The organism is Planomicrobium sp. MB-3u-38 (assembly GCF_002836425.1).
GTDB classification, from domain to species: Bacteria; Bacillota; Bacilli; order Bacillales_A; family Planococcaceae; genus Planococcus; species Planococcus okeanokoites.
Genome location: NZ_PJBO01000071.1, coordinates 137,029 through 160,610, shown reverse-complemented (window position 1 = coordinate 160,610; position 23,582 = coordinate 137,029). Strand labels below are relative to the sequence as shown.

The window sequence follows — 23,582 nt, the reverse complement described above, 5'->3', positions numbered from 1 at the left end:
TTTGTATTCACCCCGCTTTATTCTAGCACAATAGATTTCGGAATTCACTGGTAATTTATCTTTCTTTTTTCGAGTGACGAAATAATATATAATAGAGGCAGATGCACGTTTCAGAAAGAAGGTATCCGCTATGGATGTGCAAAAAAGAAATTTCATGATAATCATGTTCACGAACTTCCTGGTAGCGGGAAGCACTACGATGATTATGCCTTTTCTATCTTTATATATAGAATCGCTCGGCGACTTTTCAGCTGAATATGTCCAGCGCTGGGCAGGGCTGGTATTTGGCGTCACCTTTGTTGCTGCTCTGTTCATGTCGCCTATTTGGGGACGCATCGCAGACCGGTACGGCTACAAACCGATACTCATCATCAACGGTTTCGGTATTGCCATCAGCATTTATCTCATGGGAGCGGCAGATTCTGTCCACGAACTATTCATGATCCGCCTGTTCATGGGGGTTGTGACGGGATTCATCCCCACTTCACTGGCATTTGTCAGCACACAGACTCCGAAGGAAATTGCAGGTAAAACGCTTGGCACTCTACAGATGGGCAGTGTTTCCGGCACTTTATTCGGTCCGGTAATCGGAGGTCTCATGGCCGACTCGTTCGGTTTTGACTATACCTTCATAATTACAGCGGTTGTTATCGGTATTGCGGCATTGCTTGTAGCCCTCGGAATCAAGGAAATTAAAAAGACTCCAAATAAAGACGCACATGTCTATGCACGCAAAACGATTATCCAAGGGATTCTCCACCACCGGCTGCTGATCAACGTCATGATAATCACCTCATTAATTCAAATCGGAAATTTCAGTATCCAGCCATTGTTATCATTATATGTGGCAGAGCTGACAGTCGACAGTTCACAGGTAGCTTTCCTGGCAGGTGTAACATTCAGTGCCGCCGGTGTCGGCAATCTGCTTTTCGCACGTCGCTGGGGACGCCTTGGCGATTCGATCGGTTACGAAAAAGTGCTCGGCTTTTTGCTGCTTCTTTCATTTGTTTTCATCGTCCCACAGGCTTTCGTTACAGAACTCTGGCAATTGATGGTGCTGCGCCTGTTGTTTGGTGTAGCAGTCGGGGGCATGATCCCGACCACCACCGCACTGATGCGCAGGGAAGCTCCTATTGAAATCCAAGGTGAGATTATGGGCTATAACACCAGTTTCCGTTTTCTCGGGAATATAATCGGCCCGGTTTTTGGCGGTATCGTCAGTGGTTTTATCGGAATCTCATCTGTGTTTATTGTTACCGGCGTATTGTTCGTTTTGGCATTTGCCTTCCTGCGCTTCACTCTGGCAAAACCCGACCAGGATTTCGAAGACGTACTGCTTGAGCAGGAAATGAAGTCGATGTAACTTTTACTTTTTAAAATTTTGTCACATTCTCTTTTCGAAAGACGGATTTCCATATGGAATCCGCCTTTTTTTATGCAAAAAAATGATTTTTCCATAAAAAATTTTCGTTATTTCGATCGAGTTTCTTCCTATCTTTATAAATCATTGGAAATGCGTCTGTTTCCTTTCAACTAAACGCCCAACAATGCAAAGCGGCTGAATTTACGTTATAATTTTTTTAGCAACTCATCATGTTTATGCTCGGAAGGAGGATTCAATTGTCACTCGTCTTATTAATTTTTCTGCCCATAATTGCAGCGTTATTTATTCCACTGCTATTTAAAAAAATCGGACAGATCCACACGGGCTGGTTTGTTTTGCTGGTCCCGGCAGCTTTATTCATCTATTACTCCACTTTGCTACCCTCAATTGCAGAAGGCGGCAATCGTGTGTCCGAACTGCAATGGATTCCTTCGCTTGATATTGCATTCATCGCCTATATCGACGGATTGAGTTTATTGTTTTCATTGCTTATCACGGGCATTGGAGCACTTGTTGTACTTTATTCCATATTTTACTTGGATAAGTACCGCGAACAACTACATAATTTCTACGTTTATCTCCTGATGTTCATGACAGCGATGCTCGGGGTTGTTCAATCTGACCACCTGATTTCGCTGTACTTGTTCTGGGAGTTGACCTCCATTTCATCTTTCCTGCTCATCGGTTATTGGTATACGCGCGACCGTTCACGATTCGGAGCGCTGAAGTCAATGATGATCACCGTATTCGGCGGATTGATGATGCTTGGGGGCTTTGTGCTGCTCGGAATCATGGGCAACACTTATTCAATCCGAGAGCTTATTTCACAGGCACCGGAATTGGTTGGCCATGACTTTTTCGTCTGGGCACTCGTGCTGATTCTTCTCGGAGCGTTTACGAAATCCGCACAGTTCCCGTTCTACATCTGGTTGCCGGATGCCATGGAAGCGCCGACTCCGGTCAGTGCTTATCTGCACTCCGCAACAATGGTAAAAGCAGGCCTATACCTGGTTGCCCGCTTCACGCCTATATTTGCCGCATCCGGCACGTGGGTTTGGCTGGTGACAGGAATCGGGTTGTTCACCATGCTTTGGGGCTCATTCTTCGCTTTGAAGCAAAAAGATCTAAAAGGCATTCTGGCTTTCTCCACTGTTTCCCAGCTTGGTTTGATCATGTCGCTGCTCGGCGTATCTGCTGCTGGATTCCATGTTGAAAACGCCACAGAAATCGCTTTGAATTACGCAGGCTTTGCGGCGATTTTCCACCTAATCAACCATGCTGTATTTAAAGGCAGCCTGTTCATGATCGCCGGAATTGTGGACCATGAAACCGGAACACGCGATATCCGGAAACTCGGCGGTTTGATGAGTTTGATGCCGATCAGTTTCACGGTAGCTATGATCGGTGCATTTTCGATGGCCGGTTTGCCGCCGTTCGGAGGTTTCCTGAGTAAGGAAATGTTCCTGACCGGCATGGTCGCTCTAACTGAATTCGATTTATTGTCAATGGATGTTTGGGGAATCATGTTCCCAGTTATTGCTTGGATCGGCTCTGTTTTCACATTCATCTACAGTTTCTATTTTGTATTCCATACATTTGCCGGAAAACATAAACCGGAAGAATTGCCGAAACCGGCACATGAAGCGCCTAAAGGCATGCTGATCTCGCCTGTCTTCCTGGCTATATTGGCAGTCGTCATCTTCTTCATCCCGAATATTGTCGGCGAATGGCTCGTCAAACCAGCCGTAGCCGCTATTCAGCCGTTTATGTATGATTCTCCGGCAGCAGTTGATGTGCACGTCGCAGCCTGGCACGGTTACATTACACCTGAACTTTGGATGACCATTGGTATTTTTGCAGTGGGCGGCCTGATGTTCTGGTCGTTGCGCAAATGGCAGCACCTATATGAACGCTTCCCGAATACTTTGAACAGCCTTTACGATAAAGGGATGTTCCTAAGCGATACAGGAGCGAATCGCTTCTCCAGAACTTATATGACCGGGTTTATCCGCTCATATTTAGTTTATATGTTCAGTTTCCTCGTCATTATCGTACTCGGTACATTTGTTTTAAATGACGCTTTCGCGATTGATATGAATAACTTGGCTCCGGTCGGTTTGTACGAAATCGTGATCATGCTGGCCCTGCTCGGTTCAACATTGACGATCTTATTTTCGAAATCCCGTCTTACTGCGATCATCGCTCTCGGGGCAGTCGGTTATTCGGTGGCATTGTTCTTCGTCATTTTCCGTGCACCGGATCTTGCGTTGACCCAATTAGTCATTGAAACGATATCTGTAGCATTGTTCCTGCTCGCTTTCTATCATCTACCGCAAATCAGCAGAAAAGAAGAGCGAATGCGTTTCCGGTTCGGTAATGCCGTGATTGCTTTCGGCGTAGGTGTTACCATGACACTCGTCGCTTTGGCGGCACATTCCGGCAAAGCCCTCCCTTCCATTTCAGAATTCTACAAAGAGACTGTTTATACGGAAGCGGGCGGCGGAAACATCGTTAACGTAATTCTTGTCGATTACCGAGGGTTTGATACATTGTTTGAGATCGGTGTTCTTGGAATTGCAGGAATCGGCATCATAACTCTGATCAAGCTGAGACTTGCGAAAAAGGAGGGTCAGCATGAAAACAAATGATGTCATGCTTCAAACGGTTACAAAAGTCGTAACCTTCATCATTCTGATGTTCGCTGTCCATATCTTTTTCGCCGGCCATTATACACCGGGTGGCGGATTTGTCGGCGGTTTGCTGACAGCAAGCGCAATTGTTCTCTTGATGCTTGCTTTCGGAATCCAGAAAGTCAAAAAAATCGTTCCGGTCAATTATGTCGTAATGACTTCTGTCGGCTTGCTGTTGGCGATTGCAACAGCTGCCGCATCGATCCTGTTTGATGTTCCTTTTTTTACACACGCATATGATTATTTCGATTTGCCGCTATTCGGCAAAACTTCCCTGCATTCAGCTATGCTGTTCGATGCAGGTGTCTATTTGGTTGTTGTTGGAGTTACGATGACCATTATTCAAACGATTGGAGAGGATGAATAATGGAAATTATCATGTCGGTTGTCATCGGTTTTCTATTTATGGCAGCTGTTTACCTAATGCTTTCAAAAAGCCTGATCCGCATCATCATCGGTACCGGCCTCCTCAGCCATGGCGCCCATTTGCTTCTATTGACGATGGGCGGCCTTGGCGGGGAATCGCCGCCGGTTGTTGCGGACGGCGTGTCTGTTTCCGATTATGCAGACCCACTGCCGCAGGCGCTGATATTGACAGCGATCGTTATTTCATTCGCTGTTACATCTTTCTTTCTGGTTGTTGCATACCGGGCTTATCAGGAGCTTGGTACTGACAATATGGAATTGCTGAAAGGAACTGAAGACCATGAGTAATCTATTATTGTTCCCGATCATCATTCCATTGATAATGGCTACAATCCTGATGTTGTTTCCAAATAAAATCAAAATGCAGCGTTTATTCGCATTACTCGGTGCTTTGGCCACTCTGACCTCTTCTCTATTCCTGTTGTTCAAAGTCTATAACGACGGGATACAAGTGGTGACGCTCGGCAGCTGGCCGGCGCCATTCGGTATATCAATGGTATCCGACCTGTTCTCGGCGTTACTGGTCGTCACGACATCGCTGATTGTGCTGTTTGTGGTACTCTACAGCTTCCCGACCATCGGCATAAAACGTGAGCAGTCGTTCTACTACCCTGCAGTGCTGTTCCTGTTGACAGGTGTCAACGGCGCATTCACCACGGGTGATATATTCAACTTATTCGTTTTTGTCGAAGTGCTGCTGATGGCTTCGTATACACTGATCGTCCACGGCGGTGAACGCCAGCAGCTTCGTGAATCGATCAAGTATCTACTGGTCAATATTATCTCATCCGCATTATTTGTGGTTGCTGTCGCGCTGCTGTACTCAGTGACAGGCACATTGAATATGGCGGATCTGGCCATCAAAATACCGCAGATCGAGAACACCGGTATCCTGACGGTTATTGCTGTATTGTTCCTGGTGGTTTTCGGCTTCAAAGCCGCGATTTTTCCATTGTACTTCTGGCTTCCTGCTTCTTATCATGCGCCTCCGATGCCTATTCTTGCATTATTCGGAGCGTTGCTGACTAAAGTAGGCGTCTATGCCATCATGCGTACATATACGCTGTTCTTTACCATGAATGTCGGATTTACTCATGAGTTATTGGCCATCATTGCCATTCTGACCATTCTGGCCGGCTGTGTCGGTGCACTTGCCTATTTCGATGTAAAGAAAATCATCATCTACAACATCATCATTGCGGTCGGAGTCATCCTGTTCGGCGTATCACAGCTGAATGAAGCCGGCGTTCAAGGTTCGATTCTATACCTCATTCATGACATGATGATTAAAGCGGTGTTATTTTTCCTTGTAGGAATTGTAGCTGTGATATTCGGTACTTCCAATTTGCGCAAAATGGGCGGATTGATGAAAACCTATCCGGTCCTTGGCTGGACTTATCTGGTTGCTGCATTCGGCTTAGCGGGCATCCCGCCCCTTAGCGGATTCCCAGGTAAATTATTGATTGTACAAGGCGGCTTTGAAGGCCCTCAATTCTGGGGCAGCATTGTCATTCTTGCAACAAGCCTTATTGTTTTGTTAAGTGCGGTTCGCATATTCATCTACGCTTTCTGGGGTGAACCTGTCGAAACAAAACCTTTAAAAAAATCAGCATATCAAGCTATGTTGATTCCTTCGATGATATTGGTTGCCATTACGGTATTCTTCGGAGTCGGTGCGGAACTCTTCATGCCATTCGTTTCTGGTGCGGCTGAAGTGCTGCTGAATCCAACGCTTTATATTGAAGCGGTATTTAAGGAGTAGATGATATGTCTTCACAAATCCTATTGAACTTCTTTCTGGCAATCGTTTGGATGTTCATCTCTGTGTCCTTTACTCCTTCCGGATTCGCCATCGGCTTTTTGGTCGGCTTGGGAATCATCATCATGATGCGCCGATTCTTTAAAGGGAGATTGTATTTGACGAGGGTATGGGCTGTCATTTCATTGATCATCCTCTTCATGAAGGAATTGACATTGTCCAGTCTTCAGGTATTGCGCATCGTTCTTCGCCCTAAAATGAACATTAAACCAGCCATTTTCGAAATGGAGACTGAGTTGAAGCAAGATTGGGAAATAACCCTGCTTTCAGCTTTGATTACGCTGACACCTGGCACTTTGGTCGTCGGAATTTCCGATGACCAAAAAAGACTCTATATCCATGCGCTTGATTTCGATGATATTGAAGAAGCTGTTTCTTCCATTAAGAATACTTTTGAGCGCGCGATTATGGAGGTGAGCCGTCCATGATGATGTTCTATTGGATTTCACTCGCTATCATCAGTGTGGCTTTCGCCGGTTTGTTGGTCAGATTAGTGAAAGGACCTACAGTAGCAGACCGGGTTGTAGCCCTGGATGCACTTGGAATCAGCCTGGTGTCCATCGTAGCCCTTCTTTCACTGATTATCGAAACGGAATTCTTCCTGGAAATTATCCTGTTGCTGAGTATCCTGTCCTTTATCGGTACAGCAGCATTCGCTAAATTCATCGAGAGAGGAGAGATTTTCGATCGTGACAACAATCGCTAACATCCTCATCATAATTCTTATCAGCATAGGTGTCCTTTTCAGTGTTGTAACAGCTCTTGGGCTTGTGCGGCTGCCAGATGTCTATACGCGCACACATGCCGCATCAAAGAGTTCCACACTGGGGGTATTGGCTATCCTATCGGGTACCTTCATCCACTTCTGGCTGATTGAAGGCATTTTCAATACACAAATGCTCATTGCCATCGCGTTCCTGTTTATTACCGCGCCGGTGGGAGGCCACCTGATTGGCCGGGCTGCCTATCTTTCAGGCACCAAAGTGGCTGAGGAGACCGTACGGGACGATTTAGGCCCTGCAGTCGATCGCAAGAAAAAAAGATATGCATTAAAAAAGCCTGCAGACAATTGAGTCTGCAGGTTTTCTTTTGCTTATTTCCCGTCAGCCAAACTTTCGACCATCATTGCTAATGTCCTTACCATCGCCCCTGTCCCGCCTTTAGGGCCAAGATCATGGGCTGCTGATGTAAATGATGTACCCGCAATATCCAAATGGATCCACGGTGTATCTTCAACAAATTCACCTACGAATCCGCCTCCGAAAATCATGTGGCCATCGCGTCCCGGTGAATTATTCAAATCAGCGACATCGCTTTTACGCAAGCGCTTCTTATCATTTTCCGTTAACGGCAAACGCCAGACAAATTCCCCTGTTTCATTGGAGGCTTCCAAAAATTCTTCGAAAAATGCTTCGTCATTTGTAAGTGCCCCCGTTTTGTCCATACCGAGAGCAACGATAACGCCGCCTGTCAAAGTCGCCACATCTATGATGCGTGTGGCACCCATTTGCTTGGCGTATGTAACGGAATCCGCCAGTACAAGTCTTCCTTCAGCATCCGTATTGAGGATCTCAATTGTTTTACCGCTTAACGAAGTGATGACATCATCCGGCTTGAATGCATTGCCTGATACCATATTATCCGTTGATGCGATGACAGCAATCACGTTCTTATCGGGTTTCAGCTCCCCTATGATTTTCATCGCACCAAGAACAGCTGCCGCTCCGCCCATATCACCTTTCATGCCGACGATGCCGTCTTTCGGTTTCAATGAATAGCCGCCAGTATCAAAAGTTATTCCCTTCCCGACAAGCGCAAGCGGATCTTCAAAGGATTCTGTCGCCTTGTATTTCATTACAATCAAGCGTGGTTCTTCTACAGACCCTTGGTTGACTGCCAGAATGGCACCCATCCCAAGCTCTTCCATCTGTGCTTTGTCCAGGATGTCCATATCAAATCCATATTGCTCACCGAGTTCCTGGGCATAATCAGCGAGAGCCGTAGCCGTCAGGATATTACCTGGCATATTGACCAAGGTGCGTGCTTCGTTAACTGATTCACCGAATACTTGTCCGATTCGTGCGGCTGCCTCGATGTCTTCGGCGTTTACTTCTGTAAGAAGAGAGAGAGTCTCAAGTTCCACTTCCACTTCATTGGATGATGTCTTGTAGTCGGCAAAACTGTACATGCCCATACCGATTCCTTCAGCTGCAAGATAAGCCGCATCTTCTGCAGTGATGTCCTCGTTCTGGAATGAATCAAGGTATATCGCAGCGTTTTTGATTTTTTTCTTTACGAGCTCTTTACCCGCTAAACCGAAAGCTGCACGGACGTCATCTTCATTCATTTTCTTGCGGTCATCCATGCCGATAAACATAATTCTCGAGATGTCACCCGCCAAAGCCGGATATGTAATGATGTTTTTTTTATCGAAAGACAGTTCGTTTTTAACCCAATCCTGCAATTTCCCCTCGAATCGTTCTGCGAAACCATCCCATCCTTTTGTATTTTCAGGATGACGGGTAAGTCCGACAATCAAAATTTCTGCATTGTTTTTCTGTTCGTTGTTTTGCACCGATATATTCATTTTTCTCCTCCTCAATATCTGTTCTATTTAAGTTTAGCACGTAATCCAAAAGCTTAGTAGTTCGACAGTCGAAATTGTTTCAAGCACGTAGAAAAAAGGGAGTATGCTATACTGAAGCAACAGATTTTATTTTGAAAGGTTGATAATTGGATGGAGTTATTTTCGAATACCCCTTTAATGATCGCATTGTTTGCCATCATCTTTGCCCAGTTCATAAAAATCCCCATTCAATATGCAGTGACCAGGGAGCTGGACTGGAGGCTCTTTACTTCTACAGGCGGAATGCCAAGTTCGCACTCTGCTGCCGTTACTTCTCTCACAACCGCAGTCGCATACGAGCATGGTGTAGGGTCAACTATTTTTGCGGTTTCAACCATGTTCGCCGTCATTACCATGTATGATGCGACAGGCGTAAGATTCCAAGCTGGACAGCAGGCATTGACGATCAATAAGATGCGGATGGACCTGCAATTATTCATGAACGAAACCAGAAACTGGCCAAAGAAAAAAGAAGAAGAAAAAATAGAAGAATTGAAAACCCTGCTTGGCCATAAACCCAGTGAAGTCTTTATGGGCGCATTGACAGGGATTGCAATATCCGCGATCGTCTACAGTCTGATCCTATAGAAAATCCGTGCGGGCCATTTTGGCCCGCACGGATTTTTTTAAAACATTTGATAGCCCATTTTACGAAGGACTTTCATTACAAAGCCAGCTGTTATGGCACCAGCAAATCCCGACAACAGAACAGCAATATCCGTTCCTGTCAGAGATGTGATTGTATCACCCAGCATACTGAAAGATTCTCCAGGGTTGGTGAAATAATCAAAAACACCTACATCATCTATTACAAGAAGAATGACAATCGGATAGACAATGGCCATCAGCCAGGTCATCCGCAACAGCATATTCAGCAAAAAGCCGATGCCGAAAAACATAACGTAAAATAAAAGCATTGAAATGATCAATTGAACAATAGTGAATGAACTATTCATAGTAATTCTAACCTCCGATATTCCCTACATCAGTTTACCCGAAATATCAGAGCCTTTCAATCCGCTTGCCCATAGTTCATGACATTGACACAAGCTTTTACTCATTCGTTGCTTTTTTATTGTTTGCTCTGTCGTTTTTACCTACTTTGCGGATATCTGCCAAAATTAATGCACCGATCAGCAATAAGCCAAGATAGCCTACTGCTGGGTAGAGCCAGTTCACTAGTGATGTAAAGCCTAGGAAGCTGAGTGCAAAAGCAATAAGTCCAGCAATGATTACGAAAATGCGGAATTTCTTTGTACCGATTTCCGTGAAACGGGCAGAAAATGATAACAGCATACTCACTGCAGTATTATAGATCATTGCGAAGATGACAACTGCCATGATAATGCCGAGTACCGGTGAAATATCATCTCCGATGGCGAGCATCGGCAGATCCGCTCCTCCGACAACATCGACTTTCGCAAATATTGCCACATAACTCAGCAGGATAAGGACGCCAAATCCGAGTCCCCCAATTAAACCACCGCGGGCAGCCACTTTCTCATCTTTTTCTGCACCGCCCATGACAAGCGACATCGAGGCACCCAACGCAATCGCAAGCGATACATAATTGATTGCTGATAACAGCCAGTTCGGCGTTGCTGACAGCTGCTCCTTAGCCACCGGATCCAGTGAACTGAAACTGCTGTCCATCGTCATAACACTATAGATGGCGATACCTACGACCATCAAGATCAAGAATGGGGTGATGCTGGAAATGACAGTGATGACTTTTTTCACGTTCATCATGATTGTCACGATGACCAGCACGACCATGATTCCACGGCCGAATGCTGGCGCGAGGTCGAACTGCTGGGAGAAAATTGAGCCGGCTCCGGCAATCATGACGACCAAAATACCGAATAAGGTCAAAATCAATGTATAGTCAATCACTTTGCCAAGCCATTTCCCACTGATGCGATAGACGACATCTTCATGGGAAGTCGTTTGCATGCGGCTCCCAAGCCGAGTCAGAATCATTCCGATATAACCGAATAGCGCTGTGGCTACAAGAACACCGCCCAGACCCCAATAACCGAAGCTTGTATAGTACTGCAAAATTTCTTGTCCTGAAGCGAAACCAGCGCCTACAACAATCCCGATAAAGGCACTGGCTATTTTTAAGCTTCTTTTCATAATATCCTCTCCTTTTCCTGATGGTCTTATACTTGGGTGATATGTAAATCTACAATATATATAGATGGTTTTAAAATACCCTAAAAAGAGATGTCATCAAACAATTCTTTGATTTCCATGACTACAAAATGAAAAGCACGGCGCAAGTCAGCGCCGTGCTTTTTAGAATTGACTATGTTATTTTTTTCCTGATCCTGAGCAGCAAGAGCACGTTTCCGATCCGCCCAAACGCAATTGGAAATAACCTTGGCCTGCACAATATGGGCATTGGTTCGTTGATTTGACTTGTTTGAAATTCTTCATCCGAAACACCTCCTCCTGCTATTGTTTTTAATATTCTGATAATATAACACGGAGTTTTAAAACTGGCAAGAGAAAGAACTGAATGTAAGCGGATACATTAAAAATACTTTAACAATATCATAAAATGGACACAATTTTCGCAATTATTAACTTTTCGATCCCAATCTTGGCAAAATAAAGAAGCCTCCATCAGGAGGCTTCTTAAATCAGAGATTATAATACGTTGAACTTTCCTTTTTTCATGACCAGTTTCGGTCCGCCAACCATGTATAGTGCACGGTTATCGATCATTTTCTTCATGAAAGAAGCTCTCTTGCCAGTCACTTTTTTGCCGAATACGACACCAATCGCATCATCATCACCAAGAGAACAAACTGTACCTTTAAGGTCAGGAATGAATTCTTGAGTTGTACCGCCCTGAATCAAGGCTTTGATGTTGGCAGCTGCTGTTTCTGCTTGCTGCATAGCGATTTGTGCTGTCGGTGGATATGGACGGTTTGTTTCTTCGTTGATCATCAATGCGCAGTCACCGACGATGAATACGTCAGGGAAAGCTGGAGCACGCAAATCTTTTTCAACTTTAACGCGGGCACGCATATTTTCAATAGGTGTGGATTCAATCAATCTGTTGCCGCGGACTCCGGCAGCCCAGACCACTGTGCCAGCTTTGATGAATTCAAACTCATCGTCGCTCTTCTTGATGTTGACGCCTTCTGGAGTCGCTTCAACAACCGGAGTTCCGATCGAGAACTCTATTCCTTTGGATTCAAGATGGCCAACTGCATAGTTGACAAGCTCAGGATCAAATCCAGGCAATACCATCGGTGCAGCCTCTACACAAATCACGCGGACTTTTTCACGAGGCACATCAAACTCTTTGCAGAGTTCAGGCACACGGTTAGCCAGTTCGCCCAGGAATTCGATTCCAGTGAAACCTGCTCCCCCAACTACTATGTTCAAGCGGCTGTCGTCTTTGACTTCTTCCGTAGACCATGTAGCGAATTGGAATTCGATATGTTCGCGGATATAACGTGCCGCTTTGACATTCGCAATTGATAAAGCGTATTTATCAAGTCCTTCGATACCGAATGTTTCACCTTCGAAACCAAGAGCGATGACGATATAATCATATGTAAATTCGCCATTATCAGTAAGAACTCTTTTGCCCTTAACATCGATTTCTTCAACAGTAGCCTGAACAAATCTGACTTTGACAGGATCGATTACTTCTTTGATATCATAACGGACCTGTTCAGGAGTCATTGTCCCTGCTGCAGCTTCATGAAGCCATGTACTTTCGTAATGGTATTCGTTTTTGTTGATCAACGTGATGTCGACTTCGTCTGTACCCATGATTTTTTGCAGATTCACTACGGTAGTCAAGCCACCATAGCCTGCTCCTAATACTAAAATTGACGGTCTTTTCAATCTAATCGCAACCACCTTCGAGTCATTTTTTAAATCGGAAAACCCTAATTAATGTTTGTTGATGTTTCCAATTTACTCCTACACTCTATATTAGCCTTTTTAACTAGTGATTTCAACTGGATAGTACCAGATAATCCTCCTATAAGAGTAAACAGATTATTCCCTTTTTTCATAAAAAAACCTTCTGCATCACCAGCGTGAGCAGAAGGTTTTCCCATTTTTGAATCAGCAGCTTTCAGGTGTGCCTGCTTTTTTCGCAGTGCGGAATGATGTCCCGCATCCGCATGAAGCGATGGCGTTCGGATTTTCAATCGTAAAGCCTCCGCCCATCAGCGATTGTTTATAATCGACTACCGTGCCTTTTAATATCGGCGCATCGTCTTTCGCAATGAGGATCGGAATACCGAATTGTTCGTAAAGGTCGTCTTCCGTCCCTTGTTCTTTTTCAAATCCCATACCGTACGTCAAACCGCTGCAGCCTCCGCCTTTAACGGCTACACGCAAGTAAGAATCTTCCTCTTCGTTATGTCGCATCATTTCTTTTACCTGAAAAGAAGCGGCTTCTGTAATTTCGACTATCTGTTCCATTACCTGTCACCCTTTCCTTTCGATTATCATATCAATAAATCCCGCCAGCATTCCAGAAAACCGGCTTACTTTCTTCTATTATACAAACAGAAAAAGGGACCTGCAACAGGTCCCTTGGCTTTAAAATACTTGTTCTACTTCCACTATGCCAGGAACTTCCTCCGTTAATGCGCGTTCAATTCCAGCTTTCAATGTAATTGTCGAACTCGGGCAGCTTCCGCATGCTCCAAGCAGACGAAGTTTCACGATGCCATCTTCTATGTCGACGAGTTCACAGTCTCCTCCGTCACGTAAAAGGAATGGACGTAATTTATCTAAGACTTCCATTACTTGCTCTTCCATCAAAGCTTCAGTCATTTATATCGACTCCTTTCATTATAATCATTATAATGTGATTAGAGAGAAAAAGCCACTATTGAATTTCCAGGAGGTCCAAGTTTATGACAAAAAATATTGCCATCGAAGTATATGGGGCAGAAGTAATCTGCGCCAGCTGTGTAAATGCCCCATCCTCACTCGATACATTCGAGTGGCTCCAGGCTGCCATACCAAGAAAATATAAAGATCAGCCATTTTCAATTACTTACATCGATATTGAGAAAGAGCCGGAGAATGATCGCCAAAAAGATTATATCGAACGCATCCAAAATGATGAATTCTTTTATCCTTTGGTACTTGTTGAAGATGAAGTTGCAGCAGAAGGCTACGTCCAATTAAAACCGATTTATAAAGAACTCGAAAAACACGGTTTTACGGCAGAATGAAAAAAAGCGCTCATTGCTGAGCGCTTTTTGTTTTGAATTTTTATATCAGCCATTATGCCATTTGTACATCCACAATACGCCGGATTTCATCAGACGTGCAATACGGCCTGTAACTGTCCGGTCCGCAAGGTAAGCGAAGCCCTGTTTCTTGCCGAGTGAGCCAAGGAAACCTTTCAGCTTGATCTCAGGCATCGTTTCAGGAAGAGCCTCACCTTTCCAACGCATCTTAAGCACTTTGACGATCTGTTCCGCCTGCTCTTCAGCAAGCTGCGCAGAAGGCGCCATCGGCAAAGCTGCACAGTCGCCAACAACATAGACGTTTTCATTGGCAGGCAGCTGGTGATACTGGTTAATGACTACGCGACCGATTGAATCACTCTCAAGCCCCAAATTCCGCACCGGTTTAACCGGTTGAATGCCTGCTGTCCATACGACCGCATCAACCGGGATCGTCTCTTCATGATTATATAGAAGATTCGGCTCCACTTTTGTGATATTGGAGTTTGAAACCACATCAACATTATGGCTGTCGAACCACTTTTTCACAAAGTTGCTTAAGCGTTCCGGGAAATCACGTAAAATACGCGGACTGCGGTCAAACAACTTAATCTGGAGATCTTCGCGACTTTCACGAAGTTCACTTGCCAGTTCGATTCCGCTTAGTCCCGCTCCTACTATACCGACAACCGCATTAGCCGGTAAACCCAGCAACGCCTGGTATGTCCTTCTTGATTGCCCGATGGTTTGAATACTATAAGTGTATTCGTCAGCACCAGGAACACTATGGTATTTATCTTCACAACCCAGTCCAATAACGAGGTCATCAAAGTCGATCCGTTGTCCGTTTTCCATGAAGACGCATTTTTCATCGATTCCGATTTCCAAAATTTCGCCATTTACGATTTTTAGGCGCTCGTGTTCCGGAAAATCGACCCGAACATCCTGATCTGACTCCGTACCGGCTGCCAAAGCGTAAAATTCAGTTTTCATGCTGTGGAACGGAGTCCGATCGATCAGCGTGATTTCGACATCCTGTGGTAAACTGCTTGGCAATAAACGAAGCAATATTCTCATATTGCCGTAACCGCCGCCTAATAAGACTAGTTTTCGCATAAATATCTCCTTTAACTTTCTTCTGTCTACTGCTTTCCCACATCAAATTATAAAGGATTGTGATAACTTTCACAATATCTCCAGAAGAAATCAAATAATTGACTTTCCCCCTGAAAAAAGGTAGGATTTCGAAGTAGCGAGGTGACCTTAATGAATCCGATTGTTGAATTTTGCGTCAGCAATATCGTAAATGGAGCCCAGGATGCTTTTGAAAAACTAGTTCGGGACCCAAATCTCGACGTGTTGGAATATGGCTGCCTGAGTTATTGCACTAAATGCTCCGAGACCCTTTATGCCTTAGTGAATGGCGAAATTGTCGAGGCGGATACACCTGAAGAACTTACACAAAAAGTGTATGAGTTTATAGAAGAAAATCCTTTATTTTAAGCCATCCTTCCGATGGCTTTTTTATATTTCCCAGAAGCTCAGGTTTTCGACCGCATACGTGGGAGGAATTTCTTTTTTTACCGCATCTTCCATTGGCGTTACGCCAGTATTGACATGGATTGTCTCAACACCAAAACGGATTCCCGCTTGTATATCGGTATCGTAATTATCTCCGATCATGACCATGTTCTCTTTCTCGCATCCGATTTCATATTGGATCGCTTCCAGCATATGCATTTCCGGCTTGCCGATAAAGACTGGCTCCACACCTGTTGATGAAGAAACCACCTTTGTAAAAGCACCGTTTCCAGGCATGAAACCTTTTTCCGAAGGAAAAGCCAAATCCCTGTTCGTCGATAAAAAGACCGCCCCTTTACGGACTTCCAGGCAGGCTGTCGCCAGTTTTTGAAAGTTGATGTTCCGGTCAATGCCCATCAGCACGATATCAGCATCTTCATAAACCCTTTCAATCTCTTCGCTCTTCAAGGCTTCTTCCACGCCATCAGTGCCGATCATGAAGACCTTCTTATCCGGATACCATCTTTTAATATATTTTGCTGCTGCAATGGAGGAAGTCATGATGTGTTCAGCAGGTGCTGAAATACCAAAAGACTTCAGTTTTTCAGCAAATTGCAGCTGTGTCATAGAGGCATTATTCGTTACATAATAAGGTTCAATGCCTTTCTGTTGCAAACGTTGAATAAAATCAGCAGTTTCAGGTATCACTTCACTGCCTCTGAATACCGTACCATCCAAGTCGAGGCAATATACTTTATAGTCCTTCATTTTTTGTCTCCGGGATGAATGCAGATATAGGTCCAAGTTCGTGGACAAGGTAATATTCCACTTTAGGCCCGAATGCTTCCAATTCAGTTAACGCACCGTCCAGAACTTCAATAATAGCCGCATGATCCATCTTCATGAAATCACGCACCAATGATTTCCTTAACCCGATCACACTCTTCAAAGGTGCATCCATTTCAGGGGAAATGACTTTTTCATCTGTCAGAATGTCAATGATGTCGTCATAGCTGCCTGGATCTCTCATGATAAACCCATCAATCATACTGTTGCCGACATCAATTATGGATTCAATCACATTATGCGTCAGCCGCTCCAACGCCAATTGATCTTCGAGGCTGCTCCAGCCCGATTTGGTTTTATATAATTCCAACAAGGAATTCATATATGCGATAGTTTCTGTAATTTTGCTGCGATCAATAAAGTACATTTGTAACCCTCCAACAGGTATAGTTTCTTTCTATCTGATATCATTTCCTATAATAGCATAATGGCACAAAAAAACCCCGCTGCATCATGATTCCGCAACGGGATTTTTCTCACTCAAGTGATCTGTTGTATCAGCTTCTGTATCTGTTGTATCCGGTTCAGCTACAGGAGCTTTTCCGACTTTTTTGATGACGAAGTAAGCACACCCAAAATTGCAGTATTCATATAGATAATCCTGCAGCGTGCTGATTTTTGTGTCGTAGCTTGCCTTATGGTTGGTGTCTTCGAAGAAACCTTTTAAGCGCAACTGGCCATAGCCCCAGTCTCCAAGGATGTAATCATACTTGCCTAAAATCTCGCTATAACGGTTATTGATCGCTTCTTCCTGAAATCCTTCACGGTAATCAATGACGATTTCATAATTCCACTGGTCTATAGTAATCAAAACATTCACCATCCATTTACATTAGCCTTCAGGCAAAGGCTTGCGTTTCACTGGCGCATTGCAGTTGATCGCCATATGAAACCAGGAAGCCTGTCAACCATTCTCTTTCCCAAATGTACCATAAAGCCGTTACCCGAACAAGGAACAGTCCTGTCAAAATAAAAACCCCGGAAACATTTAGTTTCCGGAGCCTTTATCAAGCTGCGTTATCAGCCTTATTCTTTTTGCCGCTTCGTACTGCATGGAATATGCTGGCAGCCAAGCCGCCCCATAAAAGCACGATACCAATAATCATAACTACGATTGCGCTTACTTCCATAGCGTTAACCCCCTTATTTTTCTTCCTCGAATTGCGCGTGGCTCTTATGCCATTTGCCGAGTGAGAACAAGATTCCTAAGATCAGAGCACCAGCTGCTACAGCAACTCCTCCGAATAATGTGAACATATCGGAATAGCCTTCGTAGTTTCCTGTATCATTATCGAACTCTTTAAGAATGTTTAGTTTCAGCAATCCGAACATCATATAGCCCAAAACGATCGGTGTTATGACGCCAAGGCTGAATTTCCACCATCCGCCAAGCTGGATGTCAGAAATTGCATTCGCATGTGTTTTAAGATTATCTGCTTTGCGTAGAATCCATACAACCATGATAACTTCCACTAGCCCGACTGCTGCAACACCGAATTGGTTGATGTAGTAATCTGCAAGGTCAAGGAAGTAAAGACCGCCTTGAGTAGCGAACAAGATGGAAATGACTGCAGCCAATCCCCCACCGAATGCAACCGCTTTGCGGCGTGATGTGCCGAATTTTTCAGCAATTGCTGCTACATATGTTTCAGTGATCGACATCAACGAAGTCAATCCAGCCAACGTCAATGACAGGAAGAACAGGACGCCGAAGAGTCCATTCAATCCAGGGAATTCATTGATGATCTGCGGGAACACGACGAACGCCAAACCGACGCCGGCAGTTGCCACTTCAGAAACTTCAACTCCGGATTGCGCGGCCATGAAGCCGAGTACAGCGAATACCCCAATCCCTGCAAGCAACTCAAAGCTTGAGTTGGCAAATCCGGTAATGAAAGCATTATTTGTAATATCCGATTTTTTCGGAAGATAACTTGAATAAGTGATCATAATTGCAAATGCTACGGATAAACTGAAGAAGATGTGTCCGTATGCAGCAACCCAAACCGAAGGATCCATGATTGCATCAAAATTCGGTTCGAAGAATGCGTTCAGACCCATCATTGCTCCGTCCAACGTAACAGCACGGATGACAATAATCAGGAAAATCACAACCAATGTCGGTATAAAGATCCGGTTGGCAGCTTCAATCCCTTTCTTGACACCAGCAAGTAATATACCAAGTGTAATTGCCCAAACCAGTACTAATGGGATAAAGACTCCCCATACGATATCGCCGGTTTGCCCCGGGACGTCTCCCAGTTGGAGAAAATCTCCAAATAAGAAGGCCTGTGTGTCATCTCCCCAAGCCTGGTTGACTGCGAATATTGTATAACGCATTGCCCAAGCGATGATGACAGCATAATAAACGGATATGACGAATGATACAAGTACAGCCCACCAGCCAAGCCATTCCGCTTTCTTGCCGCTCATGCGGAAGAATGATAATGGTGCTGATCCCCGGTATCTGTGACCGATGGTGAATTCTAAGATTAGAATCGGTATCCCTGCGGTTAACAGAGCGAATAAGTACGGTATAAAGAATGCTCCTCCACCATTTTCATAGGCCACATACGGGAAACGCCAAATGTTTCCCAAACCGATTGCCGAGCCCACTGCCGCCATGATAAAACCGGCGCGTGTCCCCCATTGCGAACGTTCCATAATTTCTCCCCCTCTTTACGAACTTCCAATTCTCTTACAGAAAAATGGGAAGTTTGTATATTTTCAGATTATTATCTAATCTAAAAATAGTATACCGAGCAGGTTGTTCAAAGTAAAGACGATTTCTCATATTTTTTTCAAAAAACTATTGCAGCAATAATAAAAAAGCGGAGAGAAATTCTCTCCGCTTCCGTTTTATTGAGCATTTCTGGTTTTTTCGAGTATGGTTGTACGCTGTGACCAAACAACGAATAGTATTGCAAGGATAACAACAACAGCCAGCAACGACCATATCAACGACCCTGTCAGGCCTATGACTAAATACCCGATTGCAGCAATTGCTGCCGCTGTGAGCGCATATGGAAGCTGTGTAGCGACGTGGTCCATGTGATTGCTTCCGGCTCCCGTCGAAGACAAGATCGTTGTATCAGAAATCGGTGAGCAATGATCACCGAAAACCGCACCTGCAAGAACTGCAGACAATGACGCCAATAATAATTCCGGTGCGGCTTCAATCATGATGGTTCCGGCAATCGGCAATAGAATACCGAAAGAACCCCATGATGTGCCTGTTGAGAATGCCATGACACCAGCCAGCAGGAATAATAATACCGGAAGAACTGAAACCGGTATATTTCCTTCACTTACAATCCCTGCAAGATACGTACCTGTTTCAAGCGCTCCGATCAGGTAAGTCAATGACCAGGCGAAGATCAGAATCAGGACAGCACCGATCATTGATTTGATCCCTGCCCAGATTCCTTTGCCGATCCATCCGGCATTGGCAGTTTCATTTTTATTCATTTGCAGCAAGTAAAGCACGATGGATGTGATGGTCCCAAGAAGTCCACCCACCAATAACGATAAAGGAACATCCGTATTTTCAAAAATCAGCCAGACATCCATTTGCTGGCCTGCGTTCTGATAACCCGTCCACAACATTGCGGCGATGGTGCCGGCAACCAATACAAGAATTGGAAGCAGTAAATCAAGAACACGTCCGTGGGAATGGGATGGAAATTCTTCTTTCATTTCTCCAGGAATCGATTTATCCGGATCGTAAAGCTGACCGTTTTCGATTGCATTGATTTCGTGTTTTTTCATTTCCCCGAAATCGACATCACGGTAGGCAACGAAGAAGACGATCGCCAGTGCAGCAATCACGTAGAAGTTCATCGGCGCCATCCATAGGAATGCTTCCAAAGCCGAATACTCTACGAATGTCTGCCCGGCCAGAATCGTAGCGATGATCCCGATGATTGCGGCGCCCCAGCTCGATACCGGTGAAACCACGCAGACAGGAGCTGCCGTAGAATCGATGAAATAAGCGAGTTTCGCTCGAGATACTTTATAACGGTCCGTTATTGGACGAGCAACCTGTCCGACCGCCAATGCATTGAAATAATCATCGATGAAAATGACAATGCCGAGCGCTACTGTAAGAACTTTTGCTCCGCGGCGTGATTTGACCCGTTTTGATGCCCAGTCAGCAAAAGCATGGCTTCCTCCGGACAAACTGACGAAAGCAGTTATGATGCCAAGCAATAATAGGAATAGAAGAATAAAGACATTATATGCATTAAAGCCTTCATCCCAGAAGATCACTTGAAATGATGTAAATAATTCCTGCATTGCACCAACCGGCGCGAATGACGTTAGAATGAGCGCCGCTGAAATGATACCTACGCCCAATGATAATAATACCCGCCGGGTCAGCAATACCATGACGATTGCGATAATCGGCGGCAGGATCGAGAAGATCGTGTTTTCCATGAATAGTTTCCTCCTATTTTTTGATGGAATAGAATGGAGAAAAAAAAAGCCGGCTCTATCCTAAGGGACAAGTCGGCTTCCTACAATTCGTCTGTGCGGTAAAACATCAAACAACCCTGTAGCTCTCCATTTATGCAAGCATAAATGACAGTGACATCCCTTTTAAGGATGCCCCCAGCCTCACTTTCCGGTGACAACGGAAAATGGACTTCGGCAAAACCGCCTTTCAAATATGATCATCGCTGTCACGCTCACATATCTTACTCATCAGTTTTGCAGCCTCTACCCATCGATATACAATTCTTTGTTAGCATATACTAAAATTGTTTTGAAATCAAGGTCAATTTCATCCAGTTCTCCTACCGCACCATGTTCCGCGAAAAATAACCGCTGAATACGTCCCGGATGAACTCCGGCATAAAATAAGTTTTGGCTGAACGTTTGAATTCCGGAAAGAAATATCCGAATGTGAACATATCCAAAGTGATGAGTTTATAAATTTGATCACTGTCAGCAATGTGCCCATTTATATATAATTGATGATTGTCCAGATCCATTCCCGTACGGATCATCTTACCGAAAACTGCACCTCTGAAACCCAATCCTTTCAACTCAAGCTGTGGCCATTCAGCATTCATTGACTGAAGATATATCTCCTTCAGCTCAGCACCGCTCAGTTCGATCATGCACGGATTTATGGGATGAGGAAGCATCTGATGGAAATCGTAGCGTGTTATTTCACCAAGCGGCATGTCCTGCATAAACAAGCCGGCGTTGAACAGCGCACAATCCGCCCCCGAGAACTCGATCATGGCCTTGCCGAACAACTGGGCCATCTCAGATTCCTTAAACCATTCGGCTTTAAGGGCTGCATCATTATAAAACACAGCATCCCTCATCAATTCTTTCCCGTGTTCCCGAAGCTTCTGGTCATAATTTTCGTCAGGATTCTCTAATTTCTCTGTTTCAATTAAATACGCTTTTTTCTTTTTCAGATCTTCTTCTATAATAACGTGCCCCAGATAAGCGCCGAACTTGCCTGCAGCTCCGAGCAGTACATTGCCAATTTCTTTTCCTTCATGAAAAATATGGTGGGTGTGCGCCCCTAATATCAAATCGATTTCCGGACAGCTTTCGGCTAGAAGTTCATCTTCTCTTATCCCCAGATGCGACAAGCAGACAATAAAATCTGTTTCAGACTTGACCTCTTCGACGGCCTGCAGAATGGAGTCCCGGGCTGCAGTCACTTTCCAGCCCAGCCTTTCATAAAAAGGTGTGAATTCGGCTGTGGCACCGACAAGGCCAATCCGTTTGCCTTCAGGTGTCCTGATGATTTTATACGGCTTGGCCCAATCCGGCCGTTCGCCGTTTTCAGCTATGAGGTTGGATAGGATGATATCAAAATCCGCATCCCTGTATAATTCATCCAATTCCTCTTTCGATAAAGTGATGCCTTCGTTATTGCCTATTGTCACTGCATCGTAACCCGCTTCATTCAACAATTTCACATTACCTTTCCCCGCTGTGCCTTCAGTGAACGGATGCGAACGGTCCACATGGTCACCGATATCCAAAATGAGACAGAAATCGCCCATTTCTTCGTGCCACTGCTTCCGTTCAGCCAAAAAAGCATGGATACTTGGCCAATTGCCAAAATGGCTGTGCAGATCATTTGTGTGATAGATATGAATAGTTTCAGCCATTTTAAAACACCTCTTTATCGCCTCTCGTTAAAATTCCCCTTCAAACAGATCCAATTGCTTGGGAGCCAGATCTTCGAAGGTCAAGTCATTCATCTGCTGGAATTGCTTTGCATCTCCTGCTGCATGCCCGCCGGAGTTATTATTAAAAATGACATAGACATTGTCGGCCTGTTCAGCCAGCTTATTTGCCGCTCTGCTTATTTCTGTTAACTCTTCCTGGTTATAGTCATATAAATAACGGACTTCACGCCATTTTTTCGAGTTCCCTACATTCTGCCATCCGTGAACATTGCGGCCATGCAGCCTGAACAGTACCTTATCTTTTCGGGTTGAGACTGGCACCAGCGGAATCGAGCCATCACCCGCTTGCGGCTCATCACAAACTGAATGGATCAAGTTAAGCTCCTGCAGAAATTCGAACGTTTTCTCACGGAACCCTTCTGCATACCAGGATTGATGCCGGAATTCGATTGCCAAATCGAATTCACTCATCTTGCTTGTTATTCGCCTGATTTCATCCACATTTTCTTTGACACAATCAAACCATGGAGGAAATTGCAGCAGCACCATCGCGAGCTTGCCCGCTTCTTTCAGCGGTCTGATGGATTTAATATAAGCCTCATACATTTCTTCTTCTGTATCAAACGGGTTTTCTCCGCGCAAATGTCCGGTCATTGCCTGATACGCCTTCACGATGAATTGAAAAGAATCTGGTGTCTCGGCAATCCATTTCCGGATATTTCTTTCCGGCTGTACGGCGTAAAATGAAGAATCCAATTCAACGATCGGAAAATGTCCTGTATAATCGGTCAACTTGTCTTTTTGCTTCGAGCCTGGACTATAGACATCCGGATGGTCTCCCCACCCCGTCAATCCCGCATAAATCATTCTGCCACCTCCGAGATACTGTTAGT

27 protein-coding genes and 1 riboswitch are annotated in these 23,582 nt (G+C 44.7%); of the genes, 11 read left to right on the top strand and 16 right to left on the bottom strand.

The window, feature by feature from the left end:
• Positions 1–130 precede the first annotated feature (130 nt).
• The 8 genes from CXF70_RS15035 to mnhG all read left to right on the top strand — a co-directional run bounded on the left by CXF70_RS15035 (position 131) and on the right by mnhG (position 7,392).
• The gene (locus CXF70_RS15035; protein ID WP_101803331.1) at positions 131–1,363 is read left to right on the top strand and encodes an MFS transporter; all 1,233 of its coding nucleotides are present in this window, start codon (positions 131–133) and stop codon (positions 1,361–1,363) included.
• Positions 1,364–1,620: 257 nt separating this feature from the next.
• Positions 1,621–4,032, top strand: a complete 2,412-nt coding sequence (locus CXF70_RS15030; RefSeq protein ID WP_101803330.1) for a Na+/H+ antiporter subunit A — start codon at positions 1,621–1,623, stop codon at positions 4,030–4,032.
• The gene (locus CXF70_RS15025; protein WP_101803329.1) at positions 4,019–4,441 is read left to right on the top strand and encodes a Na(+)/H(+) antiporter subunit B; all 423 of its coding nucleotides are present in this window, start codon (positions 4,019–4,021) and stop codon (positions 4,439–4,441) included. The genes CXF70_RS15030 and CXF70_RS15025 overlap by 14 nt, the downstream gene beginning before the upstream one ends.
• Positions 4,441–4,788, top strand: coding sequence for a Na(+)/H(+) antiporter subunit C (locus CXF70_RS15020; protein WP_084242477.1), 348 nt, complete (start codon positions 4,441–4,443; stop codon positions 4,786–4,788). Before CXF70_RS15025 ends, CXF70_RS15020 begins: the two co-directional genes overlap by 1 nt.
• Complete coding sequence (locus tag CXF70_RS15015) at positions 4,781–6,262, top strand: Na+/H+ antiporter subunit D (RefSeq protein WP_101803328.1); 1,482 nt, start codon at positions 4,781–4,783, stop codon at positions 6,260–6,262. The genes CXF70_RS15020 and CXF70_RS15015 overlap by 8 nt, the downstream gene beginning before the upstream one ends.
• A gap of 5 nt (positions 6,263–6,267) precedes the next feature.
• Complete coding sequence (locus CXF70_RS15010) at positions 6,268–6,747, top strand: Na+/H+ antiporter subunit E (protein WP_084242479.1); 480 nt, start codon at positions 6,268–6,270, stop codon at positions 6,745–6,747.
• Positions 6,744–7,025, top strand: a complete 282-nt coding sequence (locus CXF70_RS15005; RefSeq protein WP_084242480.1) for a Na(+)/H(+) antiporter subunit F1 — start codon at positions 6,744–6,746, stop codon at positions 7,023–7,025. The genes CXF70_RS15010 and CXF70_RS15005 overlap by 4 nt, the downstream gene beginning before the upstream one ends.
• Entirely contained in the window at positions 7,009–7,392 is a 384-nt protein-coding gene (gene mnhG / locus CXF70_RS15000) for a monovalent cation/H(+) antiporter subunit G (protein WP_084242481.1), read from the top strand. The genes CXF70_RS15005 and mnhG overlap by 17 nt, the downstream gene beginning before the upstream one ends.
• 20 nt (positions 7,393–7,412) lie before the next feature.
• On the opposite strand, the gene CXF70_RS14995 is transcribed toward mnhG, so the two are convergent.
• Complete coding sequence (locus CXF70_RS14995) at positions 7,413–8,906, bottom strand: leucyl aminopeptidase (protein ID WP_101803327.1); 1,494 nt, start codon at positions 8,904–8,906, stop codon at positions 7,413–7,415.
• A gap of 150 nt (positions 8,907–9,056) precedes the next feature.
• Between CXF70_RS14995 and CXF70_RS14990 the strand changes: the two genes are divergently transcribed.
• A complete protein-coding gene (locus CXF70_RS14990) occupies positions 9,057–9,533 on the top strand; it encodes a divergent PAP2 family protein (protein ID WP_084242483.1) in 477 nt (158 codons plus the stop codon).
• A 38-nt stretch (positions 9,534–9,571) separates the two neighbouring features.
• Here CXF70_RS14990 and CXF70_RS14985 read toward each other — a convergent pair whose 3' ends face one another.
• From CXF70_RS14985 to CXF70_RS14965, 6 genes are all read right to left on the bottom strand, one after another.
• A complete protein-coding gene (locus CXF70_RS14985) occupies positions 9,572–9,901 on the bottom strand; it encodes a YuiB family protein (protein WP_084242484.1) in 330 nt (109 codons plus the stop codon).
• A 97-nt stretch (positions 9,902–9,998) separates the two neighbouring features.
• Complete coding sequence (locus CXF70_RS14980; protein WP_101803326.1) at positions 9,999–11,081, bottom strand: YkvI family membrane protein; 1,083 nt, start codon at positions 11,079–11,081, stop codon at positions 9,999–10,001.
• A gap of 177 nt (positions 11,082–11,258) precedes the next feature.
• The gene (locus CXF70_RS18265) at positions 11,259–11,384 is read right to left on the bottom strand and encodes a YuiA family protein (RefSeq protein WP_158241206.1); all 126 of its coding nucleotides are present in this window, start codon (positions 11,382–11,384) and stop codon (positions 11,259–11,261) included.
• Positions 11,385–11,597: 213 nt separating this feature from the next.
• Complete coding sequence (locus CXF70_RS14975; RefSeq protein ID WP_084242486.1) at positions 11,598–12,812, bottom strand: NAD(P)/FAD-dependent oxidoreductase; 1,215 nt, start codon at positions 12,810–12,812, stop codon at positions 11,598–11,600.
• A 225-nt stretch (positions 12,813–13,037) separates the two neighbouring features.
• Positions 13,038–13,400 (bottom strand): HesB/IscA family protein, encoded by a 363-nt coding sequence (locus CXF70_RS14970; protein ID WP_084242487.1) that lies wholly within the window; start codon positions 13,398–13,400, stop codon positions 13,038–13,040.
• A 120-nt stretch (positions 13,401–13,520) separates the two neighbouring features.
• A complete protein-coding gene (locus CXF70_RS14965) occupies positions 13,521–13,757 on the bottom strand; it encodes a NifU family protein (RefSeq protein ID WP_084242488.1) in 237 nt (78 codons plus the stop codon).
• Positions 13,758–13,840: 83 nt separating this feature from the next.
• On the opposite strand from CXF70_RS14965, the gene CXF70_RS14960 reads away from it, so the two are divergent.
• Positions 13,841–14,164 (top strand): YuzD family protein, encoded by a 324-nt coding sequence (locus tag CXF70_RS14960; RefSeq protein WP_101803325.1) that lies wholly within the window; start codon positions 13,841–13,843, stop codon positions 14,162–14,164.
• Positions 14,165–14,209: 45 nt separating this feature from the next.
• Here CXF70_RS14960 and CXF70_RS14955 read toward each other — a convergent pair whose 3' ends face one another.
• Positions 14,210–15,277 (bottom strand): NAD(P)/FAD-dependent oxidoreductase, encoded by a 1,068-nt coding sequence (locus CXF70_RS14955; protein WP_101803324.1) that lies wholly within the window; start codon positions 15,275–15,277, stop codon positions 14,210–14,212.
• Positions 15,278–15,427: 150 nt separating this feature from the next.
• Here CXF70_RS14955 and CXF70_RS14950 point away from each other — a divergent pair, with 150 nt between their 5' ends.
• A complete protein-coding gene (locus CXF70_RS14950) occupies positions 15,428–15,664 on the top strand; it encodes a YuzB family protein (protein WP_101803323.1) in 237 nt (78 codons plus the stop codon).
• 21 nt (positions 15,665–15,685) lie between these two features.
• On the opposite strand, the gene CXF70_RS14945 is transcribed toward CXF70_RS14950, so the two are convergent.
• From CXF70_RS14945 to CXF70_RS14915, 8 genes are all read right to left on the bottom strand, one after another.
• Positions 15,686–16,450, bottom strand: a complete 765-nt coding sequence (locus CXF70_RS14945) for a TIGR01457 family HAD-type hydrolase (RefSeq protein ID WP_084242492.1) — start codon at positions 16,448–16,450, stop codon at positions 15,686–15,688.
• A complete protein-coding gene (locus tag CXF70_RS14940) occupies positions 16,437–16,895 on the bottom strand; it encodes a DUF86 domain-containing protein (protein WP_101803322.1) in 459 nt (152 codons plus the stop codon). The genes CXF70_RS14945 and CXF70_RS14940 overlap by 14 nt, the downstream gene beginning before the upstream one ends.
• A gap of 84 nt (positions 16,896–16,979) precedes the next feature.
• Positions 16,980–17,339, bottom strand: a complete 360-nt coding sequence (locus tag CXF70_RS14935) for a YutD family protein (protein WP_084242621.1) — start codon at positions 17,337–17,339, stop codon at positions 16,980–16,982.
• A 196-nt stretch (positions 17,340–17,535) separates the two neighbouring features.
• Positions 17,536–17,658, bottom strand: a complete 123-nt coding sequence (locus tag CXF70_RS18075) for a MetS family NSS transporter small subunit (RefSeq protein WP_121636333.1) — start codon at positions 17,656–17,658, stop codon at positions 17,536–17,538.
• A gap of 13 nt (positions 17,659–17,671) precedes the next feature.
• The gene (locus CXF70_RS14930; protein WP_101803321.1) at positions 17,672–19,192 is read right to left on the bottom strand and encodes a sodium-dependent transporter; all 1,521 of its coding nucleotides are present in this window, start codon (positions 19,190–19,192) and stop codon (positions 17,672–17,674) included.
• A 195-nt stretch (positions 19,193–19,387) separates the two neighbouring features.
• The gene (locus CXF70_RS14925) at positions 19,388–20,965 is read right to left on the bottom strand and encodes a Na+/H+ antiporter NhaC family protein (protein ID WP_084242495.1); all 1,578 of its coding nucleotides are present in this window, start codon (positions 20,963–20,965) and stop codon (positions 19,388–19,390) included.
• A 111-nt stretch (positions 20,966–21,076) separates the two neighbouring features.
• Positions 21,077–21,258, bottom strand: a riboswitch (Lysine riboswitch).
• A 66-nt stretch (positions 21,259–21,324) separates the two neighbouring features.
• Positions 21,325–22,668 carry a bifunctional metallophosphatase/5'-nucleotidase gene (locus CXF70_RS14920; protein WP_101803320.1) on the bottom strand — a complete coding sequence of 448 codons (1,344 nt, stop codon included), beginning with the start codon at positions 22,666–22,668 and terminating at the stop codon, positions 21,325–21,327.
• A 27-nt stretch (positions 22,669–22,695) separates the two neighbouring features.
• Positions 22,696–23,556 carry a DUF72 domain-containing protein gene (locus tag CXF70_RS14915; protein WP_101803319.1) on the bottom strand — a complete coding sequence of 287 codons (861 nt, stop codon included), beginning with the start codon at positions 23,554–23,556 and terminating at the stop codon, positions 22,696–22,698.
• Positions 23,557–23,582: the final 26 nt, after the last annotated feature.

Excerpts from the sequence above, each read along its gene's own strand:
- CXF70_RS15035 (WP_101803331.1), top strand. The coding sequence starts at position 131 with ATGGATGTGCAAAAAAGAAATTTCATGATAATCATGTTCACGAACTTC.
- CXF70_RS15025 (WP_101803329.1), top strand. The coding sequence starts at position 4,019 with ATGAAAACAAATGATGTCATGCTTCAAACGGTTACAAAAGTCGTAACC.
- CXF70_RS15020 (WP_084242477.1), top strand. The coding sequence starts at position 4,441 with ATGGAAATTATCATGTCGGTTGTCATCGGTTTTCTATTTATGGCAGCT.
- CXF70_RS15015 (WP_101803328.1), top strand. The coding sequence starts at position 4,781 with ATGAGTAATCTATTATTGTTCCCGATCATCATTCCATTGATAATGGCT.
- CXF70_RS15010 (WP_084242479.1), top strand. The coding sequence starts at position 6,268 with ATGTCTTCACAAATCCTATTGAACTTCTTTCTGGCAATCGTTTGGATG.
- CXF70_RS15005 (WP_084242480.1), top strand. The coding sequence starts at position 6,744 with ATGATGATGTTCTATTGGATTTCACTCGCTATCATCAGTGTGGCTTTC.
- CXF70_RS14995 (WP_101803327.1), bottom strand. The coding sequence starts at position 8,906 with ATGAATATATCGGTGCAAAACAACGAACAGAAAAACAATGCAGAAATT.
- CXF70_RS14990 (WP_084242483.1), top strand. The coding sequence starts at position 9,057 with ATGGAGTTATTTTCGAATACCCCTTTAATGATCGCATTGTTTGCCATC.
- CXF70_RS14985 (WP_084242484.1), bottom strand. The coding sequence starts at position 9,901 with ATGAATAGTTCATTCACTATTGTTCAATTGATCATTTCAATGCTTTTA.
- CXF70_RS14980 (WP_101803326.1), bottom strand. The coding sequence starts at position 11,081 with ATGAAAAGAAGCTTAAAAATAGCCAGTGCCTTTATCGGGATTGTTGTA.
- CXF70_RS18265 (WP_158241206.1), bottom strand. The coding sequence starts at position 11,384 with ATGAAGAATTTCAAACAAGTCAAATCAACGAACCAATGCCCATATTGT.
- CXF70_RS14970 (WP_084242487.1), bottom strand. The coding sequence starts at position 13,400 with ATGGAACAGATAGTCGAAATTACAGAAGCCGCTTCTTTTCAGGTAAAA.
- CXF70_RS14965 (WP_084242488.1), bottom strand. The coding sequence starts at position 13,757 with ATGACTGAAGCTTTGATGGAAGAGCAAGTAATGGAAGTCTTAGATAAA.
- CXF70_RS14960 (WP_101803325.1), top strand. The coding sequence starts at position 13,841 with ATGACAAAAAATATTGCCATCGAAGTATATGGGGCAGAAGTAATCTGC.
- CXF70_RS14955 (WP_101803324.1), bottom strand. The coding sequence starts at position 15,277 with ATGCGAAAACTAGTCTTATTAGGCGGCGGTTACGGCAATATGAGAATA.
- CXF70_RS14950 (WP_101803323.1), top strand. The coding sequence starts at position 15,428 with ATGAATCCGATTGTTGAATTTTGCGTCAGCAATATCGTAAATGGAGCC.
- CXF70_RS14945 (WP_084242492.1), bottom strand. The coding sequence starts at position 16,450 with ATGAAGGACTATAAAGTATATTGCCTCGACTTGGATGGTACGGTATTC.
- CXF70_RS14940 (WP_101803322.1), bottom strand. The coding sequence starts at position 16,895 with ATGTACTTTATTGATCGCAGCAAAATTACAGAAACTATCGCATATATG.
- CXF70_RS18075 (WP_121636333.1), bottom strand. The coding sequence starts at position 17,658 with ATGGAAGTAAGCGCAATCGTAGTTATGATTATTGGTATCGTGCTTTTA.
- CXF70_RS14930 (WP_101803321.1), bottom strand. The coding sequence starts at position 19,192 with ATGGAACGTTCGCAATGGGGGACACGCGCCGGTTTTATCATGGCGGCA.
- CXF70_RS14925 (WP_084242495.1), bottom strand. The coding sequence starts at position 20,965 with ATGGAAAACACGATCTTCTCGATCCTGCCGCCGATTATCGCAATCGTC.
- CXF70_RS14920 (WP_101803320.1), bottom strand. The coding sequence starts at position 22,668 with ATGGCTGAAACTATTCATATCTATCACACAAATGATCTGCACAGCCAT.
- CXF70_RS14915 (WP_101803319.1), bottom strand. The coding sequence starts at position 23,556 with ATGATTTATGCGGGATTGACGGGGTGGGGAGACCATCCGGATGTCTAT.